This window comes from Azospirillum sp. A1-3 (assembly GCF_023806445.1).
In the GTDB taxonomy this organism is placed as follows: Bacteria; Pseudomonadota; Alphaproteobacteria; order Azospirillales; family Azospirillaceae; genus Azospirillum.
On sequence record NZ_JAMSLU010000001.1, the window covers coordinates 116532 to 140083 of the forward strand.

At 68.1% G+C, this 23552-nt stretch carries 22 protein-coding genes; 16 read left to right on the forward strand and 6 right to left on the reverse strand.

Translation table 11 applies throughout. The features are described 5' to 3' along the window. Positions 1–6 precede the first annotated feature (6 nt). On the reverse strand, positions 7–921 hold the full coding sequence (locus M5E06_RS00485) for a pseudouridine-5'-phosphate glycosidase (RefSeq protein ID WP_252136773.1): 915 nt from the start codon (positions 919–921) through the stop codon (positions 7–9). A gap of 39 nt (positions 922–960) precedes the next feature. On the opposite strand from M5E06_RS00485, the gene M5E06_RS00490 reads away from it, so the two are divergent. Continuing rightward, positions 961–2052: a ligase-associated DNA damage response exonuclease gene (locus M5E06_RS00490; RefSeq protein WP_252136774.1), complete on the forward strand. Its 1092-nt coding sequence runs from the start codon at positions 961–963 to the stop codon at positions 2050–2052. Then, on the forward strand, positions 2049–3638 hold the full coding sequence (locus M5E06_RS00495) for a cisplatin damage response ATP-dependent DNA ligase (RefSeq protein ID WP_252136775.1): 1590 nt from the start codon (positions 2049–2051) through the stop codon (positions 3636–3638). Before M5E06_RS00490 ends, M5E06_RS00495 begins: the two co-directional genes overlap by 4 nt. 8 nt (positions 3639–3646) lie before the next feature. Here M5E06_RS00495 and M5E06_RS00500 read toward each other — a convergent pair whose 3' ends face one another. Both M5E06_RS00500 and M5E06_RS00505 read right to left on the reverse strand, forming a co-directional pair. Then, positions 3647–3838, reverse strand: a complete 192-nt coding sequence (locus M5E06_RS00500) for a hypothetical protein (protein ID WP_252136776.1) — start codon at positions 3836–3838, stop codon at positions 3647–3649. Between the two features lie 125 nt (positions 3839–3963). Continuing rightward, positions 3964–6486: a methyl-accepting chemotaxis protein gene (locus M5E06_RS00505; RefSeq protein WP_252136777.1), complete on the reverse strand. Its 2523-nt coding sequence runs from the start codon at positions 6484–6486 to the stop codon at positions 3964–3966. A gap of 274 nt (positions 6487–6760) precedes the next feature. Here M5E06_RS00505 and M5E06_RS00510 point away from each other — a divergent pair, with 274 nt between their 5' ends. The 7 genes from M5E06_RS00510 to upp all read left to right on the forward strand — a co-directional run bounded on the left by M5E06_RS00510 (position 6761) and on the right by upp (position 13757). Beyond that, entirely contained in the window at positions 6761–8644 is a 1884-nt protein-coding gene (locus tag M5E06_RS00510) for an ABCB family ABC transporter ATP-binding protein/permease (protein ID WP_252136778.1), read from the forward strand. Between the two features lie 22 nt (positions 8645–8666). Next, positions 8667–9236, forward strand: coding sequence for a biliverdin-producing heme oxygenase (locus M5E06_RS00515; protein ID WP_252136779.1), 570 nt, complete (start codon positions 8667–8669; stop codon positions 9234–9236). Positions 9237–9308: 72 nt separating this feature from the next. Further along, positions 9309–10022, forward strand: a complete 714-nt coding sequence (gene pyrF, locus M5E06_RS00520) for an orotidine-5'-phosphate decarboxylase (protein ID WP_252136780.1) — start codon at positions 9309–9311, stop codon at positions 10020–10022. Then, the gene (locus M5E06_RS00525; protein WP_252136781.1) at positions 10019–10663 is read left to right on the forward strand and encodes a phosphoribosylanthranilate isomerase; all 645 of its coding nucleotides are present in this window, start codon (positions 10019–10021) and stop codon (positions 10661–10663) included. Before pyrF ends, M5E06_RS00525 begins: the two co-directional genes overlap by 4 nt. A gap of 95 nt (positions 10664–10758) precedes the next feature. Continuing rightward, positions 10759–11667 carry a diguanylate cyclase gene (locus tag M5E06_RS00530; RefSeq protein WP_109150375.1) on the forward strand — a complete coding sequence of 303 codons (909 nt, stop codon included), beginning with the start codon at positions 10759–10761 and terminating at the stop codon, positions 11665–11667. Positions 11668–11816: 149 nt separating this feature from the next. Further along, positions 11817–12980: a DUF8462 domain-containing protein gene (locus M5E06_RS00535; RefSeq protein ID WP_252136782.1), complete on the forward strand. Its 1164-nt coding sequence runs from the start codon at positions 11817–11819 to the stop codon at positions 12978–12980. A 126-nt stretch (positions 12981–13106) separates the two neighbouring features. Next, positions 13107–13757: a uracil phosphoribosyltransferase gene (upp, locus tag M5E06_RS00540; protein ID WP_085087593.1), complete on the forward strand. Its 651-nt coding sequence runs from the start codon at positions 13107–13109 to the stop codon at positions 13755–13757. Between the two features lie 76 nt (positions 13758–13833). Here the strand turns inward: upp and M5E06_RS00545 are convergent, their stop codons facing one another. Next, complete coding sequence (locus tag M5E06_RS00545; RefSeq protein WP_252136783.1) at positions 13834–14937, reverse strand: T6SS phospholipase effector Tle1-like catalytic domain-containing protein; 1104 nt, start codon at positions 14935–14937, stop codon at positions 13834–13836. A 456-nt stretch (positions 14938–15393) separates the two neighbouring features. On the opposite strand from M5E06_RS00545, the gene hemA reads away from it, so the two are divergent. The 5 genes from hemA (at position 15394) to M5E06_RS00570 (ending at position 20062) form a co-directional block, all read left to right on the forward strand. Beyond that, on the forward strand, positions 15394–16608 hold the full coding sequence (hemA, locus tag M5E06_RS00550; RefSeq protein ID WP_252136784.1) for a 5-aminolevulinate synthase: 1215 nt from the start codon (positions 15394–15396) through the stop codon (positions 16606–16608). 190 nt (positions 16609–16798) lie between these two features. Continuing rightward, a complete protein-coding gene (locus M5E06_RS00555; RefSeq protein ID WP_109074336.1) occupies positions 16799–17344 on the forward strand; it encodes a hypothetical protein in 546 nt (181 codons plus the stop codon). A gap of 129 nt (positions 17345–17473) precedes the next feature. Further along, on the forward strand, positions 17474–18250 hold the full coding sequence (locus M5E06_RS00560; RefSeq protein ID WP_109074335.1) for an Hpt domain-containing protein: 777 nt from the start codon (positions 17474–17476) through the stop codon (positions 18248–18250). A gap of 107 nt (positions 18251–18357) precedes the next feature. After that, complete coding sequence (locus M5E06_RS00565; RefSeq protein WP_109150371.1) at positions 18358–19242, forward strand: ABC transporter permease; 885 nt, start codon at positions 18358–18360, stop codon at positions 19240–19242. A 4-nt stretch (positions 19243–19246) separates the two neighbouring features. Next, on the forward strand, positions 19247–20062 hold the full coding sequence (locus M5E06_RS00570) for an ABC transporter permease (protein ID WP_252136785.1): 816 nt from the start codon (positions 19247–19249) through the stop codon (positions 20060–20062). Between the two features lie 3 nt (positions 20063–20065). On the opposite strand, the gene M5E06_RS00575 is transcribed toward M5E06_RS00570, so the two are convergent. Then, a complete protein-coding gene (locus tag M5E06_RS00575; RefSeq protein ID WP_014248877.1) occupies positions 20066–20311 on the reverse strand; it encodes a hypothetical protein in 246 nt (81 codons plus the stop codon). Positions 20312–20491: 180 nt separating this feature from the next. Between M5E06_RS00575 and M5E06_RS00580 the strand changes: the two genes are divergently transcribed. Both M5E06_RS00580 and M5E06_RS00585 read left to right on the forward strand, forming a co-directional pair. After that, positions 20492–20914 (forward strand): acyl-CoA thioesterase, encoded by a 423-nt coding sequence (locus M5E06_RS00580; protein ID WP_109074332.1) that lies wholly within the window; start codon positions 20492–20494, stop codon positions 20912–20914. A gap of 40 nt (positions 20915–20954) precedes the next feature. After that, positions 20955–22301 (forward strand): class I SAM-dependent RNA methyltransferase, encoded by a 1347-nt coding sequence (locus tag M5E06_RS00585; protein ID WP_252136786.1) that lies wholly within the window; start codon positions 20955–20957, stop codon positions 22299–22301. A 27-nt stretch (positions 22302–22328) separates the two neighbouring features. On the opposite strand, the gene M5E06_RS00590 is transcribed toward M5E06_RS00585, so the two are convergent. Continuing rightward, on the reverse strand, positions 22329–23540 hold the full coding sequence (locus tag M5E06_RS00590; protein ID WP_252136787.1) for a class I SAM-dependent rRNA methyltransferase: 1212 nt from the start codon (positions 23538–23540) through the stop codon (positions 22329–22331). Positions 23541–23552: the final 12 nt, after the last annotated feature.

Below are 23552 nucleotides of genomic sequence, written 5' to 3' on the forward strand. Positions count from 1 at the left end.
TCGGTTCTAGGGAGCGGCAAGGGCGGCGGCGACCCCCGCCGCGACCCGCGCGTTGTTGCGGATCAGCGCGATGTTGGCGGTCAGGCTGCGCCCGCCGGTGATGCGCTCCAGCGCCGCCAGCAGGTGGGGGGTGATGTCCTTCCCCTTGATATTGTTGGCTTCCGCATCGGCCAGCGCCTGGGTGACCGCTGCTTCCATCAGGTCGGCGTCCAGCTCGTCGGCCGGTGGGATGGGGTTGGCGAGCAGCACGCCGCCTTCCAGGCCAAGCTGCCATTTCGCCCGCAGGATGTCTGCCACCTGTTGAACGTTGTCACAGCGATGATCGACGGGCAGGCCGCTGCGGCGGCTGTAGAAGGCGGGAAATTCGTCCGTGCCGAAGCCCAGGACCGGGACTCCGCGGGTTTCCAGCACCTCCAGCGTCTTGGGCAGGTCGAGAATCGACTTGGCGCCGGCGCAGACCACGCAGACGGAGGTGCGGGCCAGCTCGTTGAGGTCGGCGGAGATGTCGAAGCTGGTCTCCGCCCCGCGATGGACGCCGCCGATGCCGCCGGTGGCGAAGACGGAGATGCCGGCCAGCCGCGCCCCGATCATCGTCGCCGCCACCGTGGTGGCGCCGATGCCGCCGGTGGCGATGGCGATGGGCAGGTCGCGGCGGCTCAGCTTGCGCGCCTTGTGGCCTGCGGTGGCCAGCCGTTCCAGCGCCGTGTCGTCCAGCCCGATGCGGATGCGCCCGTCCATCACCGCGATGGTGGCGGGGATGGCGCCGGCGGCCCGCACCTCCGCCTCCAGCGCGCGGGCGGTCTCCAGATTCTGCGGATAGGGCATGCCGTGGGAGATCACCGTCGATTCCAGCGCCACCACCGGGCGGCTCGCGGCAAGCGCGTCGGCGATTTCGGGGGTCGGCAGCAGGATCGGGTGCATGCGCTGGGTCTCCGGTTGTCGCGCCCTATATTAGGACGCATGTCCGCTGCACACCAATCCAATCAGGCTGGGTCCAATCCAGATCGTCCCCACCCCGACCGGTGGATCAAGGTCCTTCCCGAGGGGCTCTATGTCGAGCCGGGGGGCTTCTACATCGACCCGGTGCGCCCGGTGGAGCGCGCGGTCGTCACCCACGGCCATTCCGACCACGCAAGGCCTGGCAACCGCCATGTGCTGGCGACTCCCGGCACGCTCGCCATCATGCGCCAGCGGATGGGGGAGGGGGTGGGAGGAAACCTGCAGCCGCTGGAGTATGGCGAGGGGCTGACCATCGGCGACGTCAGGGTGCGGATGGTGCCGGCTGGCCATGTGCTGGGCAGCGCGCAGGTGGTGCTGGAGCATGCCGGGTCGCGCGTGGTGGTGTCGGGCGACTACAAGCGCCGGCTCGACCGCACCTGCGCAGCTTTCGAGCCGGTGCCCTGCGACGTCTTCGTGACCGAGGCGACCTTCGGCTTGCCGGTGTTCCGCCATCCGCCCGACCTGGAGGAGGTGCAGAAGCTGCTCCATTCGATGGCGCTGTTCCCGGAGCGCAGCCATGTCGTCGGCGTCTATGCGCTCGGCAAATGCCAGCGGCTGATCACCCTGCTGCGGGCGGCGGGATATGACCGGCCGATCTGGCTGCATGGCGCGCTGGAGCCGCTGTGCCGGCTGTACAGCAGTTTGGGGGTGGAGTTGGGCGAGTTGCGGCCGGCCACCGTCGCGGCGAAAGAGGATTTGAAGGGCGCGCTGGTGCTGGCTCCGCCGGCGGCGGTGGCCGACCGCTGGGCGCGGCGGCTGGCCGATCCGGTGGTGGCGGTGGCGTCGGGCTGGATGCGGGTGCGCCAGCGTGCCCGCCAGCGCGGTGTCGAGCTGCCGCTGGTCATCTCCGACCATGCCGACTGGGATGAGCTGTGCCAGACGCTGGAGGACGTCGGCGCGCCGGAGGTCTGGGTCACCCATGGCCGGGAGGAGGCGCTGGTCCATTACGCCACCAGCCGCGGCATCCGCGCCCGCGCGCTGGCCCTGATCGGTTTCGAGGATGAGGATTCGGAAGGGATTTCGGAGAAGGCCGGGGAAGGAGAGGCGTCGTGAACCGCTTTGCCGCGCTGATCGACGCGCTGGTCTTCATGCCGTCGCGCAACGGCAAGATCCGCCTGCTGGTCGAGCATTTCGCCACCGCGCCCGACCCCGAGCGCGGCTGGGCGCTGGCGGCGCTGACCGGGGCCTTGAGCTTCCGCGAGGCCAAGCCGGCGGCGATCCGCGAACTGGCGGCGACGCGGGTCGATCCGCAATTGCTGGCGCTGTCCTACGACTATGTCGGCGATCTGGCGGAGACGGTGGCGCTGATCTGGCCGGAGCGGCCCGAGCGAGCCAACAGCCTGCCGCCGAGCCTGGACGAGGTGGTGGAGGGGCTGCGGGCCGCCAAGCGCGGGCAGGTGATCGGGCTGGTGGAGGGCTGGCTCGACACGCTCGACTCGTCGGGGCGCTTCGCCCTGCTGAAGCTCATCACCGGGGCGCTGCGCATCGGCGTGTCGGCTCGGCTGGCCAAGACGGCGCTGGCGGAATGGGGCAGGCTTGTCCGGCCGGAGGTGAGCGTCGATGACGTGGAGGAGGTCTGGCACGGGCTGACCGTCCCTTACACAGAGCTGTTCGCCTGGCTGGAGGGGCGGGCCGAGCAACCGGCCACCGGCGCCGGCGCCGGCTTCCGTCCGATGATGCTGTCCCACCCGCTGGAGGAGGAGGACCGCGCCGGGCTGGATCCCGCCGCCTATGCCGCCGAATGGAAATGGGACGGCATCCGCGTCCAGATGGTGGCGCGCGGCGGGGAGCGGCGGCTCTACAGCCGCACCGGCGACGACGTGTCGGGGGCTTTTCCCGATATCGTCGATCACATGAGCTTCGACGCCGTGCTGGACGGCGAGCTGCTGGTGGCGCGCGACGGGGTGGTGGCGCCCTTCAACGACCTGCAGCAGCGCCTCAACCGCAAGACGGTGACGGCGCAGATGCTGCGCGACGGGCCGGCCTGGGTGCGGCTTTACGACATTCTGTTCGACGGCGAGGAGGATTTGCGCGGGCTGTCCTTCGTCGAGCGGCGCGCCCGGCTGGAGCGCTGGTTCGAGGCGGTGCAGCCGCGGCGGATGGATCTGTCGCCGATGGTGCCCTTCACGGCCTGGGACGAGTTGGTCGCCTTGCGCGAGGGCGCGCGGGAGAACGGCATCGAGGGGCTGATGCTGAAGCGGCGCGACAGCGCCTATCTGGCCGGGCGGCCGAAGGGGCCGTGGTTCAAGTGGAAGCGTGGGGCGCTGACGCTCGACACCGTGATGATGTACGCCCAGCGCGGCCACGGGAAGCGGTCGAGCTATTATTCCGACTACACCTTCGGCGTCTGGCGCGGGGAGGAGCTGGTGCCGGTCGGCAAGGCCTATTCCGGCTTCACCGACGCCGAGCTGATCGAGCTGGACCGCTGGGTGCGCAACCACACCACCCGCCGCTATGGCCCGGTGCGCGAGGTGGAGGCCGGGCTGGTGCTGGAGGTCGCCTTCGACAGCGTGCACCCGTCGACCCGGCACAAGAGCGGGCTGGCCATGCGCTTCCCCCGCATCCATCGCATCCGCTGGGACAAGCCGGCGCATGAGGCCGACCGGCTGGAGACGCTGGCGGCGATGGTGGTGGGGTAGGCGAAGCCTTACCGCAGCGGCGAGGTCACCACGTCGACGGAGGTTTCCGCCACGGTGCCGACGACATCCACGGCGGTGCCGGCGATGCTGGCGGCGCCGCTGGCCACGCCGGTGACGGCACCGCAGCCGCTCAGCGAAGCGCCCAGCAGCAACAGGGCTGCGAGCGGGAGAAGGCGGCGCGGGGTGGGGCGGCGGGACATGACGTCCTCCTGAAAACCACAGGCTGAAACGAAATCGGTGGAGATTGCAGCACGCAATCCCCACCGAAACGTTAACTCGGGCTTTTAGCGAAAAAGCGCAGACCGGCTCTGCCCAAGCGGGCCGCTCAGAACTCCTTCCAGTCGTCGTCGTCACCGCTGCTGTGCTTCAGGACCGGAACGGCGGTGGCGCCGCGCGCGGGTGAGTCGGTGCGGGCGGACGGCTTGGCCGTGGCGACCATGTGGGCGGCGCCGTTGCCGCGCGCGGCGGGCTTGGCGGTCGGCTTGGCGGAGGCGCGGGTGGGGGCCGCTGCGGCGCGGCGGGTGGTGGCGACCGTTTGGGCGGTGTGGGCAGCGGCATGGACGGCGACCGGCGCGCGCGGAGCCGCGGCATAACCATAGCCGGCCGCCTGTTCGAACTTGAAGAAGCCGACCAGAGACTTCAGGTCGCCGGCCTGACCGCTCATCGCCTGGGCGGCGGCGGTGGTCTCCTCCACCAGGGCGGCGTTCTTCTGGGTCATCTCGTCCATGTTGGCGACGGTCGAGTTGATCTCGTCCAGCGCCGTCGCCTGCTCGGCCGAGGCCGAGGCCATCTCGGCGATCAGGGTCGCCACCTGCTGCACGCCGGACACGATGCCCTGCAGCGCGTCGCCGGCCTTGCTGACCAGATCGACGCCGTCCTTCACCTGGGCGTCGCTGTCCAGGATCAGGCCCTTGATCTCCTTCGACGCCTGGGCGGAGCGCTGGGCGAGCTGCCGCACCTCCTGCGCCACCACGGCGAAGCCGCGCCCGGCGTCGCCGGCCCGCGCCGCCTCCACCGCCGCGTTCAGCGCCAAGAGGTTGGTCTGGAAGGCGATCTCGTCGATGACGCCGATGATGTCGGTGATCTTGCGGCTCGATTCCTCGATCCGGCGCATCGCCTCGATGGCGGAGCCGGCGACGCCGCCGCCCGACTCGGCGGAGCCGCGGGCCTGGGCCGCCATCACGTTGGCGCGCTGGGCGTTCTCGGCGTTGGAGCGCACGGTCGCCCCCAGCTCTTCCATGCTGGCCGCGGTCTCCTCCAGCGAGGAGGCCTGCTGCTCGGTGCGGTCGGCGAGGTCGGAGGATCCCAGCGACACCTCGGCGGCGGCGGCCGCGATGGTCTCGGCCGCCTGGGTGATCTGGCCGACGATCTCGGCCAGCCGGGTGGAGGTCGCGTTGACGTCGGTCTTCACCCGCTCGAAGGCGCCCTGGTAGTCGCGGGTGACGCGGCGGTTCAGGTCGCCCTGGGCCAGCGCGCTCAACACCTCGCCCAGGTCGGCGATGACCGCCTCCACCGTGTCGGTCAGGCGGTTGATGCCCTGCGACATGGTCTTGTAGAAGCCGTCCTTGCCGGCCAGATCGATGCGGCGATCGAGGTCGCCCTTCGACACGGCGTCGATCAGGCCGGCGATCTCCTCGCCGATGGCCTGCTCGCGGGCGCGCTGGGCCTCGGCGGCGCGGCGCTCGGCCTCCAGCCGCTCGCGCTCCGCCTCGTCCATCCGCTTCTTCTCGACGGCGTTGTCCTTGAACACCAGCACGGCCTTGGCCATGCTGCCGATCTCGTCGCGGTTCCCCAGGGCGGGCACGTCGACGGCGAGGTTGCCGGCGGCCAGCTCCGTCATGGTGCCGGTCATCTGCACCACCGGACGGACGATGGAGCGCGCGGTGATCAGCGCCACCAGGATGCCGAGCACGAAGGCGCCCACAGCCATGCCGATCAGCAACTTGGTGGTGGTCTCCATGTCGTTCTGCGCGCCGGTCAGCATCGCCTTGCGGACTTCGCTTTGGGCGGCGACGGTCTTCGTCACCAGATCGCCGAACTCCTCCGCCTCCGCGCTCATGGTGGTGAAGGCCAGCGTCTGGGCCTCGTTCACGGCGGTGACGACGCGGTTGAAGCTTTCCAGGTAACGGCCGGCAATCTGGGCAGCCTCTTCGGCAGCGCGCTTGTGCGCCGGATCCGTGAGGGTATCGGCCAGTTTGCGGGCGGCCTTGATGAAGCCGTCCATCTGGCCGCGCACCTCGTCCGCGGCCTTGGCCGACGGCTCGGTCAGGAAGCGCTGCGAGCCCAGGCGGGCAAGGATCAGCGTTTCCTGCGCCTGTCCGGCGTGGGCGGCGGCTTCGAAGTTCCCGGCCGCGATTCCCGTGGTCATCACTTGGCTCAAGGCTTCGCGCGCCTTCATGCCCAGCGGCATCAGCTCTTCCGGCACCAGCCGGTCGCGCAGTTCGCGCGCCTTGACCAGCTGGCTGAAATTGGCGCTGTAACCGTCGATCTTCTGGATCATCCGCTCGATGTTGGCACGGCGGCCATCGTCCAGCGTCGCGTCGCGGGCGGCACGCAGCATCTCGCCCAGCGTCCTCTGTTGCGCCTGGGTCGGTGCGATCAGCGCGTCGTTGCCGGAAAAGGAATAGTTGACCACGTTGCGCCGCATGTTCGCGACCAGGCTGTCGATGTCGGAAATCCGGATCGAGTTGTCCGAAACCGACCCATAGCGGGTGAATCCGTCCTCCACCGTCGACAGCGACCGTACGCCGAGTGCTGCCACCAGGGCGAGGAGGACGAGGATCAGAAGGAATCCCACCTGGATGCGGGTGCCCACCTTGAATCGGCCGGCAAAGCTGGCGTTCTGCATGGTCAAATGCCTTGGTCTGCGGTGCGGATCGAACGCGATACGCCCGGCAGGGTAGAGGAAGATGGTTTCCAGTCCGTTGCCATGGCGCAAGGAAATGCAGGGAAAGCGTCCCTGGGCCGCGGCAAAATCGTGTCAAAGTCGCGGCGCGGGGCTTTGACGATGCCGCACCGGTCCCTAGGTTAGGTCGCCTGAACAGCATTTCGGGGCGGCGCCATGGTCTGGCCCATTCCCTGGGCTGGTTTCCCGAAACCCGCAGAGACCACCGAAGAAGCCGATGCGCCGCAGCCTTCCGCCGACCTCCGAAAACAGCGCCTTCACCCGCCCGTCCGGCGACCTGCGCGCCGCGATGCGCTCGCTGGCGCCCTATATCTGGCCCAGCGATTCCCTGGAAACGCGGATCCGGGTGGTGGCGGCGATGCTGCTGCTGATCGGCGCCAAGGTCGCCAACGTCTATGTGCCGATCTTCTACAAGCATGCGGTGGACGCGCTGACGCCTGCCTCTGCGGGCGGGAGTGTCGGGCCGGGCGCGGCGGTGACCATCCCCCTGGGACTGATCGTCGCATACGGCCTTGCCCGCGTGACCTCGCTGATCTTCGCCGAGCTGCGCGACGCCGTCTTCGCCACCGTGGCGCAGCGGACCATCCGCCGGGTGGCGCTGTCGGTGTTCCGGCACCTGCACGCGCTGTCTCTGCGCTTCCATCTGGAACGCCAGACCGGCGGCCTGACCCGCTCGCTGGAACGCGGAACGCGCGCCATCGAATCGCTGCTGCGCTACACGCTGTTCTCCATCGTGCCGACGCTGGTGGAGATCGCGCTGGTCTGCGCCGTGCTGTGGAAGCTGTTCAGCGTCTGGTTCGCGCTGGCGACCTTCGTCACGGTGATGGGCTACATCCTCTACACCTTCTTCGTGTCGGAATGGCGCATCAAGTTCCGCCGCCTGATGAACGACACCGACAGCAAGGCCAACACCAAGGCGATCGACAGCCTGCTGAACTACGAGACGGTCAAGTATTTCGGCAACGAGGAGCATGAGGCCCGCCGCTACGACGGCGCCCTGCAGAGCTACGAGAAGGCGGCGGTGCGCAGCCAGCAGAGCCTGTCGCTGCTGAATGTCGGGCAGTCGGCGATCATCTCGCTGGGGCTGGCGGTGGTGATGGGCATGGCCGCCAAGGGTATCGTCGACGGCAGCATGTCGCTGGGCGACTTCGTGCTGGTGAACACCTATCTGCTGCAGCTCTACCAGCCGCTGAACTTCTTCGGCGTCGTCTATCGCGAGATCAAGCAGTCGCTGATCGACATCGAGTCGATGGTCACGCTGCTGGCGGTCGATCGCGAGGTGGCCGACGGCCCCGAGGCCAAGCCGCTGGCGGTCGATGGCGCGGAACTGCGCTTCGAGGGGGTGGAGTTCGGCTACGACCCGCGCCGGCCGATCCTGAAGGATGTCAGCTTCACCGTGCCGGCCGGCAAGACGGTCGCCATCGTCGGCCCGTCGGGGGCGGGCAAGTCCACCATCAGCCGGCTGCTGTTCCGCTTCTACGACGTCAACGGCGGCCGGGTGCTGATCGACGGGCAGGACATCCGCGACGTCACCCAGTCCTCGCTGCGGGCGTCCATCGGCATCGTCCCGCAGGACACCGTGCTGTTCAACGACACCGTCTTCTACAACATCGCCTATGGCCGCCCCGGCGCCAGCCCGGCGGAGGTGGAGCGGGCGGCAAGGCTGGCCCACATCCACGACTTCATCATGGCGCTGCCCGACGGCTACCAGACCACGGTGGGCGAACGCGGGCTGAAGCTGTCCGGCGGCGAGAAGCAGCGCGTCGCCATCGCCCGCACCATCCTGAAGGACCCGGCGATCCTGCTGTTCGACGAGGCGACCAGCGCGCTCGACACCCACACCGAGCGCGAAATCCAGGCCAACCTGCGCGAGGTCAGCCGCGGCCGCACCACGCTGGTGATCGCCCACCGGCTGTCCACCGTCATCGACGCCGACGAGATCCTGGTGCTGGAGGCCGGCCGGGTGATCGAGCGCGGCCACCATGCCGACCTGCTGGCCGCCCGCGGCGCCTACGCCGCCCTGTGGACGCGGCAGCAGGAAGCAAGCCAAGCGTCCACCGGCGGACCCGCGCCGTTGTCCGGCGTGCTGGCCTCGACCTGAGCGGAAGCGCGGAGCACGTTTGATGGGACCGGCAAGGCAGGCGCTGCGCGCTGCGACGCGGGAGAGTCACGACCGGCTGGACAAGGCCGCGGTGTTGCAGCCGCTGGTCCGGCCGGACATCACGCAACAGGAGTATGCCCGCGCGCTGGCCGTGCTCTACGGCTTCAACGCGCCGGTCGAGCGGGCGCTGGGGGAGGTGCGGGGCGCGGCGCGGCTGGCGCTGCTGCGCGAGGATCTGCGGGTTCTCGGCACCGATCCGGACAGGCTGGCGGAGATGACGGACCTGCCGCCGCTGGACAGCGCGCCGGCGCGGCTGGCGGCACGCTATGTGCTGGACGGCTCCGCCCATGGCGGGCGGGCGATGCTGCCGGGGATCACCCGCGCGCTGGGTTACGACGCCCGGCGCGGCGCCCGTTTCCTGGCGTCGGACGGGCTGGACATGGCCGGGGCCTGGAAGGCGCTGATGGGGCGGCTGGAGGAGGAGCTTGCCGACCCCGCCGCCCTCGCCACCGCCTGCGCCACCGCCGCCGCGCTGTTCGCGGCGCTGGAGCGGTGGACGGCAGAGCAGTGGATGGCGGAGCGGAGGGGTTGAAACTGGCGCGCGGCGACTTCCCTTGCTAGGGTGCCGGACCATTCGCATCCGGGTTCTGGAGACCGTATTCCCATGACCGCGCCAGCCTCGCGCATCTATTGCTCCGTCGACACCACCGAGATCGACGCCGCCCGCCGCATCGCCGGGCAGGTGGCGGGGGCCGTCGGCGGCATCAAGCTGGGGCTGGAGTTCTTCATCGCCCAGGGGCCGGCCGGCGTCCGCGCCGTGGTGGGGGAGGACGGGCCGCCGCTGTTCCTCGACCTGAAGCTGCACGACATCCCCAACACGGTGGCGGGTGGCGTGCGCGCGGCGCTGCCGCTGACGCCGGCCTTCATGACCATCCACAGCGCCGGCGGGCCGGCGATGATGCGCGCGGCGGCGGAGACGGCAGCGACCGCCGGGGCCGACCGGCCGAAGATCCTGGCCGTCACCGTGCTGACCAGCCTGGACGAGGGCGATCTGGGCGCCGTCGGCCAGTCGGTGCCGGTGGCGGAGCAAGTTGTGCGGCTGGCGAAGCTCGCCAAGGCGTCGGGGGTGGACGGCGTCGTCTGCTCGCCGGCCGAGGTGGCGCTGGTGCGGGCGGCCTGCGGTCCGGACTTCATCCTGATGGTGCCCGGCATCCGCCCGGCCTGGGCCGCCACCAACGACCAGAAGCGCATCATGACCCCGGCGGAGGCGCTGGCCGCCGGCGCCGACCATCTGGTCATCGGCCGGCCGATCACCGCCGATGCCGATCCGGCCGCCGCCGCCCGCCGCATCGTCGCCGAAATTGAGGGGACCGCATGACCGTCGCCGCCAAGATCTGCGGGCTGAGCGAGCCCGAAAGCCTGCGCGCCGCCGTCGCCGGCGGAGCGCGCTATGTCGGCTTCGTCTTCTACCCGCGCAGCCCGCGCGCCATCGCCCCGCCGATGGCGGCGGAATTGGCGCGGCTGCTGCCGACCGGCGTGCGCTCCGTCGGGCTGTTCGTCGATCCCGACGACGAGTTCCTGGAGCATGTCACCGGGCAGGTGCCGCTCGACCTGATCCAGCTGCATGGCGCCGAAACGCCGCGCCGCATCGTCGAGATCAAGGGCCGCTACGCCCTGCCGGTGATGAAGGCGGTGAAGATCGGCGGGCCGGAAGATCTGACCACGGCGATGGAGGCGGCAGAGGTCGCCGACCGCCTGCTGTTCGACGCCAAGCCGCCGGCCAAGGTGTCGGCGCTGCCCGGCGGCAACGGCATCGCCTTCGACTGGACGATCCTGGCCGGGCACAGCTGGCCGCGCCCCTGGATGCTGTCGGGCGGGCTGACGGTGGAGAATGTCGCCGAGGCGGTCCGGGTCACCGGCGCCAGCGAGGTCGACGTGTCGTCCGGCGTGGAGGACCGCCCCGGCCACAAGGACCCGGCGCTGGTCCGTGCCTTCCTGTCGGCGGTGGCCGCGCTTTGAGGCCGTTTTTCGGCGAAAGCACCCTGTTTTAGACGAATGCTACGGCTTATCTTGGTCGCATGGCGGGACCTTGCGCCGTCGGGTAGGATGCGCCCATGAGCGATTCGACCACTCCGTCCACAACCGAGGCGCTCGGCGCCGTGCTCGACGAGCATCTGCGCTGGATCGGCCAGTGGCAGCGCGCCGTTTTCTACCGTGAGGGGCGTGGCGGGGAGCGGTCGTCGGCCCCGGCCTCCTTCCAGGCCTGGTGTCAGGCCGCCAGCCGCGACGACCTGCTGCAGCAGCCGGCGGTGCAGAAGCTGGCGACCCTGCACGAGCAGATGCACCGGCAGGCCCGGCTGATCCTGCTGAAGGCGTCCGGCGGCGAGCTGCCGACCGAGGCCGAGTTCGAGGGGGTGGTCGGCCGGTTCGAAGAATTCATGCTGCACCTGCGCCGGATGGAGCGCGCCTTCGCCGCCGCCGCCTCCGGCCTGGACCCGCTGACCGGCCTGCGCACCCGGCGCGGCATGGGCGAGGCGCTGGAGCGCGAGCACAACCGTTATCGCCGCACCGGCCAGCCCTTCTGCGTCGCGCTGTGCGACATCGACAAGTTCAAGGGCATCAACGACAGCTACGGCCACGACATCGGCGACCGGGTGCTGGCCGCCACCGCCGCCGTCATCAGCCGCGGCGTCCGCAGCTTCGACGAGGCCTTCCGCATGGGCGGCGAGGAGTTCCTGGTCTGCCTGAAGGAAACCAGGCTGGACGAGGGCTATGAGGTGATCGAACGGCTGCGCGTCGACCTGATGCGCTCGCCGGTGGTGCTGCCCGACGGCCGGATGATCCCTGTCACCGCGTCCTTCGGGCTGGTGGAGGCGGTGTCCGACCTGACCGTCGACGATCTGGTGGTCTGCGCCGACCGCGCGCTCTATCAGGCGAAGAATTCCGGCCGCAACCGCGTGATCCGCTACGGCATCGACCGCCCGGAACCGAAGCCGGCGGCGGCGAAGGCGGGGCGGGGGTAGCTCGGCCATTTCCCGCATGTCCGGGTCGCCCGTCACCTGGGTTTCAGCTTTGGCGCTCCGGACATGTCTAGGGATGACTAGGAAAGTCTAGTTCCCGGCGCTAGACTTCGCTATAAACCGCTAGCTATCGCATGCTTTGCGGAGTCCCAGTGGATCCCTATCGCAATCCATTCGCACCGGGGGCGGGCAGCCGTCCTCCGGAACTTGCTGGCCGATCCGCCATTCTCGATATGGCGAAGATCTCCTGCGGCCGGGCCGTGAACGGACGAAATGCGCGTCCGATCATGCTGCTGGGCCTGCGCGGCGTTGGAAAGACCGTGCTGCTCAATGAGATCGGCCGGATTGCCGAACGGGAGGGGTTGCTCGTCTCCCGAGCCGAGTCTCCGGAAGGGGAAAGCCTCGCCCGCCTGATTTTCCCGGAAATGCGGAAAGTCATGAGGTCGCTGTCGGGTGTGGAGGCGGCAAAGCATCTTGCGACACGCGGTCTCAAAGGTCTGCGAAACTTCGCGTCGATCTTCAAGATCGAGATGGCCGGTGTCGAGGTGGGGGTGGAGCCTGAACCCGGGCTGGCTGAGACAGGCGACCTCCAGTACGATCTGCCGGACCTGTTCACCTTGATCGGGAAGGCTGCCCAAGCCGCGGGGCGTGGCTGGCTGCTTCTGATCGACGAGGTCCAATACCTGTCCGACGCCGATCTGTCTGCGCTCATTGTCGCGTTGCATCGCACGTCGCAGGATGGCCTGCCCGTCCTGATGGTCGGTGCCGGTCTTCCGCAAATCGCCCGTTTGGCGGGAGAGGCCAAGTCATACGCGGAACGGCTGTTTCAATACCCGTCGGTGGGAGCACTTGATCCGGTCTCCGCCGGCCAAGCCGTCGAAAAGCCGGTTCTTGAAGAAGACGCCTCGATCACACCGGAAGCACTGCAGGCTATCTATGAGCGAACGAAGGGCTATCCCTTCTTCATCCAGGAATTGGCCTCGGTCGTATGGGACAATTCGGAGGGGCCGGAAATCACCGACGCCGATGTCGAGCGTTCCTATGGGGAAACACTCGCGCGGCTGGACGAGGGATTCTTCAAGGTTCGGATCGATCGCCTGACGAAGGCTGAGGTCCAGTTTGTCAAGGCGATGGCGCAACTCGGCGATGGTCCCTACGCAATGGCGGACATTGCCAAGTCGATGGGGCGTTCTCAAAAATCCCTGGGACCGGCCCGGGCAAGCATTATTTCAAAAGGCATGGTCTTCAGTTCCGACCATGGATATCTGGATTTCAGCGTGCCGCTTTTCGCCGAGTTCATGCGGCGGCAAGGCTGAAAGGCAAAGCCGGCGATTCGTTCGATGGTGGTTCGGTTCGACGCCCGCCGGTCAGCCCCCTTGGCCCAGGCCCCCCTGACGCGCTAGGATCGCGATAACCTTACCGTCAGCCGTGATCCGGATTCCATGCGCACCCTGCCCGAATTTCCCAACCTGTTCGTCCTCGACCATCCGCTGATCCAGCACAAGCTGACCCATATGCGGAACAAGGAACGATCGACCGGCGGGTTCCGTACCCTGCTGCGCGAGATCTCGCTGCTGATGGGCTATGAGCTGACGCGCGACATCCCGCTGACCACCGAGCGGATCGAGACGCCGCTGCAGCCGATGGACGCGCCGGTGATCCTGGGCAAGAAGCTGGCGGTCGTGCCGGTTCTGCGCGCCGGGCTCGGCATGTCGGCCGGGCTGCTGGAACTGGTGCCGTCGGCGCGCGAGGGGCATATCGGCCTCTATCGCGACCATGACACCAAGCAGCCGCACGAATATCTGGTCAAGCTGCCGCCGGCCGAAGGGCGGCTGTTCATCGTCGTCGATCCGATGCTGGCGACCGGCAACTCCGCCGCCCATGCCTGCGACGTGCTGAACCGTCACGGCGTCGACGACGACAACATCCGCTTCATGGCGCTGGTCGCCGCGCCCGAGGGCGTGCGCCGCTTCCACGAGTCGCACCCGGATGTGAAGGTCTTCACCGCCGCGCTCGACAGCCACCTGAACGAGGACGCCTACATCGTCCCCGGCCTGGGCGACGCCGGCGACCGCATGTTCGGCACCAAGTAAGGACCGATCGAGCTACCGGGAAACGGGGCGGGCGCCGGAGGACGGCTCCGCCCCGTTTTTCGTTGGGCACTTCCGCTCAGCCGGCCGGGGCCGGCTCCTGTGCCTGTACGGTGCCGAACTGGACCAGCGCCTTGCGGAAGCCGACATTGGGCGGGGCATAGCCCAAGTTGCCGGTTGCACGCTGCGGCACCGACTCGTGCAGGTTCTCCTCGCTGTAGGGCAGGACGCAGACCGGGCGGTAATAGCGCGGCTCCGCCAGCTTGCCGAGGCCGTCCAGGAACTGGGCATAGGAGTCGACGATGGTGCCCAGCGCATTGTCGGGCGTTACCTGGGGCATCCATTCGGGATCAAGCGCCAGTCCGCACTCGGCGGCCCGCTCCATCATCCATTTCAGTGCGATGTCCGACAGTTGGTCGTCCGCATAGCCGCCGCCGACATTCGAATGGCAGCCGACGAACCAGCGCTGCTCCACCCGCTGTTGCGGCTTGTCCTTCGGGTCCCAGACGGAGGCGGCAAAGGTCTTGCGGTGCTCGTCGATCGCCAGCGCCTGGAAGGCGTTGCGGACCTGTCCGCTGAGTTCGGTGTCGTGGAAGCCGTAAAGCTTCTCGTCCAGATGTTCGCAGATGCCAAGCGGTATGCCCAATGCACCCACCGTGTCCCAGACGCCGAGGAAATGGATCTTGATCAGCCGCGAACCGTTGTCCTCGCGGAACCGTGTCGCCTCTTCCACGTCCGGGCCGTCGTCGCGCTTGCGGTATAAGGCATAGGCGTCGTCGATCAGGTCCAGCTTGGTGGACGGCAGCAGTCCTGCGTTGCGGATCAGGCCGACCAGGCTGCGGGCGGTGTAGGCGCCGCGAGAGAAGCCGAGGATGAAGACCTCGTCACCGTCCTCATACTTGGACGCGAGGGCACGGTAGCCGTCCTTGATCTTCTGGTCCAACCCGAGGCCGAAGGCGCCGCCAAAGATATGGTTGAGCCAGTCGTGGACGATGTTGCCCTTCTCGTCGGCGCCGACGCCGGGGTCGTAGAAGCTGAATTGCGTCGTACCGTCGGCGCCGCCGGGCCGTACCGATTTATAGAATTTCCAGACGTTGGTCGATTGCCTGTTGTTATCAGGGTTGTCGCCGCTGCCCGGCGTGTTCCAGGTGCCATCGAAACACAGGACGATCCGCTTCGCCATCTTGCCCTCCCTGCTGGCATGCCCGTGAGAGATGATGGCAGTGATAGTTTTCTCCTTCAGCGGATTTGTTGAAAAATACCACAACCCTGGGACGTTCCGGTGCGTGCGCTACAACCGGTTCTGGCCGCCGGGGGAGCGGCGCAGGCATACGCACGTATTCCCTGACTGCAGCCATGGTTATGCGGAAAGTTCCCGCCCATACAATTGCCGCTTCGGTCAAGTCATCGTCGTTCGGATGGTCTGTCGGCGGGAAGCCGACATGCGGCATCCGCAGGACATGGAGGCCTGCCACTTGTGCGAAGGTCCCATATGACATTGGCTTGATTTCGATCAATGCCGGGTGGCGTGACGGTAAGGATCATGCCATCCTATTCGATGCGCCGACCGAATGGCCTAGCCCATATGCCTTCAACCGGTGCAGCCGACCGTGTGGATGAACGCGAACGGGAACGCGCGATGGATTACGAAACTTTCTTCCGCAACCAGATTGCGACCCTGAAGCAGGACGGCCGCTACCGGGTGTTCGCCAATCTGGAACGCCATGCGGGCAATTTCCCGACGGCGACCTTCCGCGATTCCAACGGGCGCGAACGTCCGGTCACGGTCTGGTGCTCCAACGATTATCTCGGCATGGGCCAGCACCCCAGCGTCACGAAGGCGATGCACGATGCGCTGGATCAGGTCGGCGCCGGCGCCGGCGGCACCCGCAACATCTCCGGCACCAACATCTACCATGTGCTGCTGGAACGCGAACTGGCCGACCTGCACCGCAAGGAAGCGGCGCTGCTCTTCACCTCGGGCTATGTGTCGAACGACGCGACGCTGACCACGCTGGGCAAGATCCTGCCCAACTGCGTGATCCTGTCGGACGCGCTGAACCACAACTCGATGATCACCGGCATCCGCAATTCGGGCGCCGAGAAGCACATCTTCCGCCACAACGACCCCAAGCACCTGGACGAGCTGCTGTCGGGCATCGCCCCCGGCCGGCCCAAGGTGGTGGCCTTCGAAAGCGTCTATTCGATGGACGGCGACATCGCCCCCATCCATGACCTGTGCGACGTCGCCGACAAGCACGGCGCCATGACCTATCTCGACGAGGTGCACGCCGTCGGCATGTACGGCGCCCGCGGTGCCGGCGTGGCCGAGCGCGACGGCGCCATGGACCGGCTGACCATCGTCGAGGGCACGCTGGGCAAGGCCTTCGGTGTGCAGGGCGGTTACATCACCGGCTCCACCGCGCTGATCGACTGCGTCCGCAGCTTCGCCGCCGGCTTCATCTTCTCCACCTCGCTGTCGCCGGTGCTGGCGGCGGGCGCGCTGGCCTCCATCCGTCACCTGAAGACCAGCCAGACCGAGCGGACCCAGCACCAGGAACGCGCCGCCACGCTGAAGCGGATGTTCGCCGACGCCGGCCTGCCGGTGATGCCGTCGGTCAGCCACATCGTGCCGCTGATGGTCGGCGACGCCCACCGCTGCAAGCGCGCGTCCGACGAGCTGCTGGACCGGCACAACATCTACGTCCAGCCGATCAACTACCCCACCGTCCCGCGCGGGACGGAGCGGCTGCGCTTCACCCCGACCCCGCTGCACACCGACGCGCAGATGGGCATGCTGGTCGAGGCGCTGCTGGACGTCTGGAGCCGGCTGGACCTGCGTCTCGCCGCCTGAGTCGCACCCCCCTGGAAAGCCCGGGAAAGACCCTTTTGGCGATAGGGGCCTTTTGTCCTCTGGACAGATGGCGTGTGCACCCCTATTTTGAGGGATAGCGTTGCGATCGGTTCGCAGCTTCGTTGCTGCGGGCCGGTCGTTGTGCTTGCCGTCCATCCTTCAATCCAGGGCATCGCCCAGGGGGTTCGCCATGTACCGTGACAACTCGCTGATGCCGAAGGAGGCCGTGCGCCTCGTCGTCCTGGGCACGCTGATCCAGGGCGGTCCGTTGCGCTACGCCGATCTGGCCGGCTCCGTCCGTCATTTCCTCGATCGCATGATGGGTCCGTCGCTGGACCTGATGGGCACCTCGCTGGAGATGCTGCGCTACGAGGGGCTGATCGAGGCGCTGGACGGCAGCGGCATGGAAGACAACGCCTTGCTGGGTCCGACCGAAACCGGCCGGGCGGAGTTCGACACGCTGATGCGCGCCAATGTCCGCGCGCCGTCGGCCGACGGGCTGAACAAGCTGGTCACCGCGCTGAAGCTGCGCTTCCTGCATCTGCTGGATGTCGAGTCGCAGCGCGACCAGATCGACAATCTCGTGGCGCTCAGCGAGACCGAGCTGGCCCGGCTGGGCGACCTGAAGCGGGCGGATGTCGGCAGCGACGGCCATTTCGCCTCCTGGCTGGACCGCGACATCGCCCAGACGGAAGAGCGTCTGGCCTGGTTTCAGGAGCTGCTCTCCCGGCTCTGATTCCCTGCGGGATCTAAGGGTTTATTTCGCGCGGCGCGTCCTTATCGCATAGGGGCGCGCCGCGTCTGTTTCGGCGTGCGGTTTTGGTGTACCTTCGGGGTACCCCTTTCCCCAGCCGGAATCCTCTCCATGGCCTCGTCCCTGTCGACCGACGACCTCGAAGACCGCTTGCGCATGGAGTTCGTGGACGACGCGCGCGATCGGCTGGAGCTGATGAACGCGGCGTTGGCGGACCGCGTGAAGGGCGAGCGCAGCGACACGGACACCATCGGCGTCCTGCGGCTGGAAGCCCACAATTTCAAGGGCATGGGCACCAGCTTCGGCTATCCCACCGTCAGCCTCGTCGCCCACCGGCTGGAGGATTACCTCAGCGGCCTGAAGCGGCTGGACGAGAAGCAGCTGGTCGACGCCCAGATCTTCATCGACCGCATCGCCGAGCTGGTCGATCGCGCCGAACAGCCGCTGCTGGCCGAGACCAACCGGATCATCCGCGCCCTGCCGGTGCGCTATGAGTTCCAGGTCACCGACGTCGATGTCCGCAACGTCGAGATCATGCTGGTGACCCCGTCCAAGGTCGTCGCCAAGAAGCTGGGGACGGAGCTGGCGGCCTGCGGCTTCCGCACCATGACGGTGACCGACCCGATCGAGTCGATCAGCCTTGCCGTGCGCGTGCCGCCGGACATGGTCATCGCCTCTATGGTGATGGACGGGCTGTCCGGCCTCGACCTGATCCGCGGCCTGCGTGCCATGAGCGTGACCCAGCATGTGCCGATGGCGCTGCTGACTTCGCTGAACCTCGACCACCCGTCGCTGAAGGAGATCCCGTACGGCGTCTCCGTCATCCGCGTCGGCGAGCATTTCGGCGACGACTTCGCCGCGGTGGTGGCCAAGCACAATCTGGGCTGAGCGGTCTGCCATTCGGCTGAACGTCATCGTCATATAGCCGCGCTTGCGCCGGCGGGAATCCCCATGTTAGGCGTCAAACCGGTCCCACAGGCTGGAGCAGCGCCCGAATGACGGAGGTTCTTCGCCGGTACGGCCCGGTTCTGACCGGAGTGATCTTGCTGGCGGTGGCGCTGTGGCTGGCGCTGCTGGTGGTGCTGCCGCAGTTGATGATGATTGGCTTCTCCTTCCGGCCGTCGCTGCCGCCGTCCAAGATCGGCGGGCCCGAGGATGTGTTCACGGTCAGGAATTACCTGACCTTGTGGACCAACAGCATCCATCTGTCGATCTTCCTGAAGACGATCTGGGCCAGCGCCCTGGTCACCGCGACCACGCTGGCGGTCTGCTATCCGGTCGCCTTCTATCTGGCGCAGGTGGCGCCGAAACGGCGATTGCCGCTGCTGATCCTGATGCTGGTCGTGCCCTTCTGGATCAACGAGCTTCTGCGCACCTTCTCCTGGTACATCATCCTGGCGTTCAACGGGCCGCTGAACGCGATTCTGCTGGGGCTGGGGATCATCGACGAGCCGCAGCGTTTCCTGGGCGGCGACGGCGGGGTGATCGTCGGGATGGTGTATGTCTACATCCTGTTCATGGTCTTCCCGCTCTACAACGCCATCGAATCGCTGGACCGCAACCAGATCGAGGCGGCGCGGGATTTGGGTGCCGGCTGGCTGCGCATCCACCGCCGGATCGTGCTGCCGCACGCCAAGCCGGGCATCGCCGTCGGCTGCATCATGACCTTCATGCTGGCCGCCGGCAGCTATGCCGTGCCGGCGCTGCTGGGCGGGCCGAACAGCCGCTGGTTCACCGAGATCATCTACAACTGGTTCTTCGAGGGCGGGAACTGGAACCAGGGGGCGGCCTACGCCTTCATCCTGCTGGTGCTGTGCATCGGCTTCATCCTCGGCGCGATGCGGCTGTTCCGCGTCGGGCTGGCCGATATAGCGAAGTAAGCCCATGACCGCCGCCCGACTCCGCCGCCTGCTGACCGGCGCCTATCTGGTGTTGTTCTTCGGCTATCTGTTCCTGCCGCTGGGCATCATGGCGGCGGCGACCTTCAACAGCAGCCGCTTTCCAACCGTGACGCCGTGGATGGGCTTCACGCTCAGCTGGTTCCAGGCGCTGTGGGAGGACCAGCGCATGTGGGCGGCGCTGGGCACCAGCCTGATCGTCGGGGCGGGGGTGATCGCGCTGGCCGTGCCGCTGGGGCTGGCGGCGGCGCTGCTGCTCGACCGGCTGCACAGCCGGGCCAAGACCTTCCTCTACGCGCTGATGGTGTCGCCGCTGCTGACACCGGGGGTGATCGTCGGCATTTCCACCCTGGTGTTCTGGCGGGAGTGGTTCGGGGTCAGCGGCGGGCTGTTCCTGACCGTGGTCGCGCAGTCCAGCTTCATCGCCGCCTATGCCATGCTGCTGTTCTCGGCAAGGCTGGAGCGGTTCGATCTGGCGCTGGAGGAGGCCGCACTCGACCTCGGCGCCACCCATGGGCAGGTGTTCCGGCGCATCACGCTGCCGTACCTGATGCCGGCGATCCTGTCGGCGGCCCTGCTGGCTTTCCTGCAGAGCTTCGAGAACTACAACACCACGCTGTTCGTGCGCGGGCTGGACACCACCCTGACCGTCTACATTGCGACCAAGGTGCGCACCGGCCTGACCCCGGCGGTCAACGCGCTGTCGCTGGTGCTGATCGCGCTGACCGTCCTGGGGGCTATGGTCTACGAGATCCTGCGCCGGCGCGAGGCGCGCCGGCAGGCAGGAGCCGTAACAGCGTAATCCTCAGTCCTCTTCCGCCTCGTCGGCATCCGCCTCGATCTGGGCGGCGAGGTCGCGCAGCATGTCGATGACGTCTTCGTGGCTGGTCTCGTCCACGGCGGCGTTCACCGCGGCCTCGATCATGGCGACGGCGATGTAGGGGCCGAGCGGGCCACCTTCCTTGATCGCCTCATCCAGATGCTTTTCGGCGATCGACAGCGCCTTTTCGAACAGCGCCTCGGCCGTCTGGTTGGTGGTGTCCTTGCTCATCGTCCGGTCCGTTGCGGAGGGTTGGTCCGACTCCAATAACACGCCCAATCGGCGATTGGCGCGGGAATTCGCTGTCGCGCCCGCAAATAGGGGCCGCGAAACGGGAGGCCGGGCTTGCGCCGCCCCGGACCATACGCCACAGTCCGGAGATGCATTGACCTATACGGCAAGAGAGACAGCATGACCGGGACGCCCGACCTGACCAGCCCCGACCTCTACCGCTTCTGGTGGGAGGAGCGCGTGCGCTTCAACGACCTCGACGCGGTGGGGCACGTCAACAACAATGCCCTCGGCGTCTATTTCGAACAGGCGCGCGTCGCCCTGATCCATCAGGTCGGCGGCTTCACCGACGAGGTTCCGTGGACCGTCGTGCTGGCCCGCAGCGTGATCGAATACAAGGCGGAGCTGCTCTATCCCAACACGGTCCGGATCGGCGCGCGAACGCTGCGGCTGGGCAACAGTTCGATCACGCTGGGCTGCGCCATCTTCCTGGGCGATCTCTGCATCGCCACCCAGGAAGCGGTGGCGGTGATCGTCGACAAGGCGGCCCATCGCCCGACCCCGATCCCGGAACCGTTGCGCGCCAAGCTGCTGGAGGCGTAAAGGGAGGCGCCGCAGCCCCGTACCATCGGAACCCCGACATATGACGCGCTCACCCCAGCGCCCTTCCGGCAAGCGCCCCTTCGCCAAGGGACGCCCGCCCGCCCGCAAGACCGCCCAGCCGCCTGTCGAGATGCGGGAGATGGAAGTCGCCATCGCCGACGTCGGTGCGCGCGGCGACGGGATCGCGTTCGCCGAGGGCTTGCGCCTGTTCGTGCCCTACACGGTGACCGGCGACCGCGTGCGTGTACGTGTCGCCGAGGGCGACGGGAAAGGGGAGGGCGTACGGGCAGACCTGCTTGAGGTTCTTGAGCCTGGCCCCGGCCGCCAGACCCCGCCCTGCCGCCATTTCGGCCGCTGCGGCGGCTGCACGCTCCAGCAGATGGACGATGCGACGTACGCCGCCTGGAACAGCGGGATGGTGCGCAACGCACTGGAGCGGGTCGGGCTCGGTGACGTCGTGTTGGAGCCGCTGGCGCGTACGCCCGCCGGTGCCCGCCGCCGCGCCCGTTTCGCGGCGCTGAAGCGTGGCAAGCGCGTCTGGTTCGGCTTCAACGAGCGGCAGAGCCACCGGCTGGTTGATCTGGAGGAGTGCCCGATCCTGGCGCCCCGCCTGTTCGCCCTGGTGGAGCCTCTGCGCGCTGTGCTGGCGGCGATCCTGCCGGACGGCGGCGACGCCGACGTGGTGCTGACCGACCTGGAGGGCGGGGTCGACCTGCTGCTGGTCGGGCCGCGCAGCCTGGATCGCGGTGCCCGCGAGGCGCTGGTCGCCTTCGAGCCGGAGCGCATCGCCCGCATCGCCTGGCAGCCCACCGACCGCGCGGCGGCGGAGCCGGTGGCGAACCGCCGTCCGGCCTTCATCCGTTTCGCAGGCGTTCCGATCCAGCCGCCGCCCGGGGCCTTCCTGCAGGCGAGTGCGGAGGGCGAGGCGGCGCTGGTCGCCGCGGTGCGTGAGGGAGTCGGGCAGGCGTCCCGAATTGCCGACCTGTTCGCCGGCATCGGCACCTTTTCCATTCCGCTTGCGCAACAGGCGGCGGTTCATGCGGTGGAAGGCGACGAGGCGGCGGTGGCGGCGCTTGGCCGCGCGGTGCAGGGGCTGCGGCTGACGGTGGAGCGGTGCGACCTGTTCGAGAACCCGCTGGGGGTGAAGGACCTCAACCGTTACGACGCGGTGGTGTTCGACCCGCCGCGCGCCGGAGCAGCGGCCCAGGCGGCGGCGCTTGCCGGAGCCAAGGTGCCGCGGGTGGTGGGCGTGTCCTGCAATCCCGCCAGCTTCGCCCGCGACGCGCGGGTGCTGGTGGATGGCGGCTATCGCTTGGTGAAGGTCTGGCCGGTCGACCAGTTCCTGTGGTCGGCCCACGTGGAACTGGTCGGCCTGTTCGAGCGGTGAGGAGGCTGTCGCAGCCTCCCCCTCGCATCAATCCAGCTGCAGAACGATCGCCTTCAGATAGGCCGACTCCGGCAGGTGCGGGTGGACCGGGTGGTCGGGGCCGGCGCCGGCGCTGCGCAGGATGCGGCCGGTGCGGCCGGCGTCGTGCAGGCCGCGGGCGACCTGCTCGGCGAAGGTCGGCGGATCGACATTGTGGCTGCACGACCCGCAGAGCAGAAAGCCGCCCGGCGCCGTGATCTTTGCCGCCAGACGCGCCATCTTGCGGTAGGCGCGGGTGCCAGCCGCCAGATCCTTCTTCGACTTCACGAAAGCCGGCGGATCGGCGACCACCACCTGGAAGGTCTCGCCGGCCTCGCCCAGCCGTTCCATCTCCTGGAAGGCGTCTGCCTTGCGCGCCTCGAAGCGGTCGGCGACGCCGTTCGCCTCGGCGGCGCGGGTGGCGTTCTCCAGGGCTAGGGCGGAGCGGTCGACCGCGACCACATGGGTGGCGCCGGCCACCGCGCACTGGATGCCGAAACCGCCGTTGTAGCTGTAGAAGTCGATGGCCCGGCCGCCCTTGGCCAGCGAGGCGATGAAGGCGCGGTTGTCGCGCTGGTCGTAGAACCAGCCGGTCTTCTGGCCCTCCAGCGGGTTGGCGAAGAAGGTGACGCCGTTCTCCTCCAGCCGGATCGGGCCGTCGATCTCGCCCTTGGCCAGCCGGGTCTCCTCGCTCAGCCCTTCCAGCGCGCGCTGGCTGCCGTCGTTGCGCAGGATGACCGCGCGCGGCGCCATCACCTCGTCGATGGCGGCCAGGATGTCGTCGATCCGGCTGTCCATGAAGACGGAGTTGGCCTGGACCGTCACCACATCGTCGAACCGGTCGACGATCAGGCCGGGCAGCCCGTCGGCCTCGGCATGGACGACGCGGTAGAAGGGGCGGGAGAACAGCCGGTCGCGCAGTTCCACCGCGCGGCGCAGCCGGCCGGCGATGAAGGCGTGGTCCACCACGGTCGCCGGGTCGTTCGACAGCAGCCGGGCGGCGATCAGCGTGTGCGGATTGAAGGTGTAGATGCCCAGCGGCGTCCCGCCGGGGTCCAGAAGCCGCACCGGGCTGCCGGGCGGCACCGCCTTGGCGATGCTGTCCATCTGGACTTCGTTGGAATAGACCCAGGGATGTCCATGCATGACGCGCCGCTGGCGGCCGGCCTGCAAATGGATCGGCGGGTATTTCTTGACGGGTTTGGTGCCGGTGTCGCTCATGGCCGCATCCTA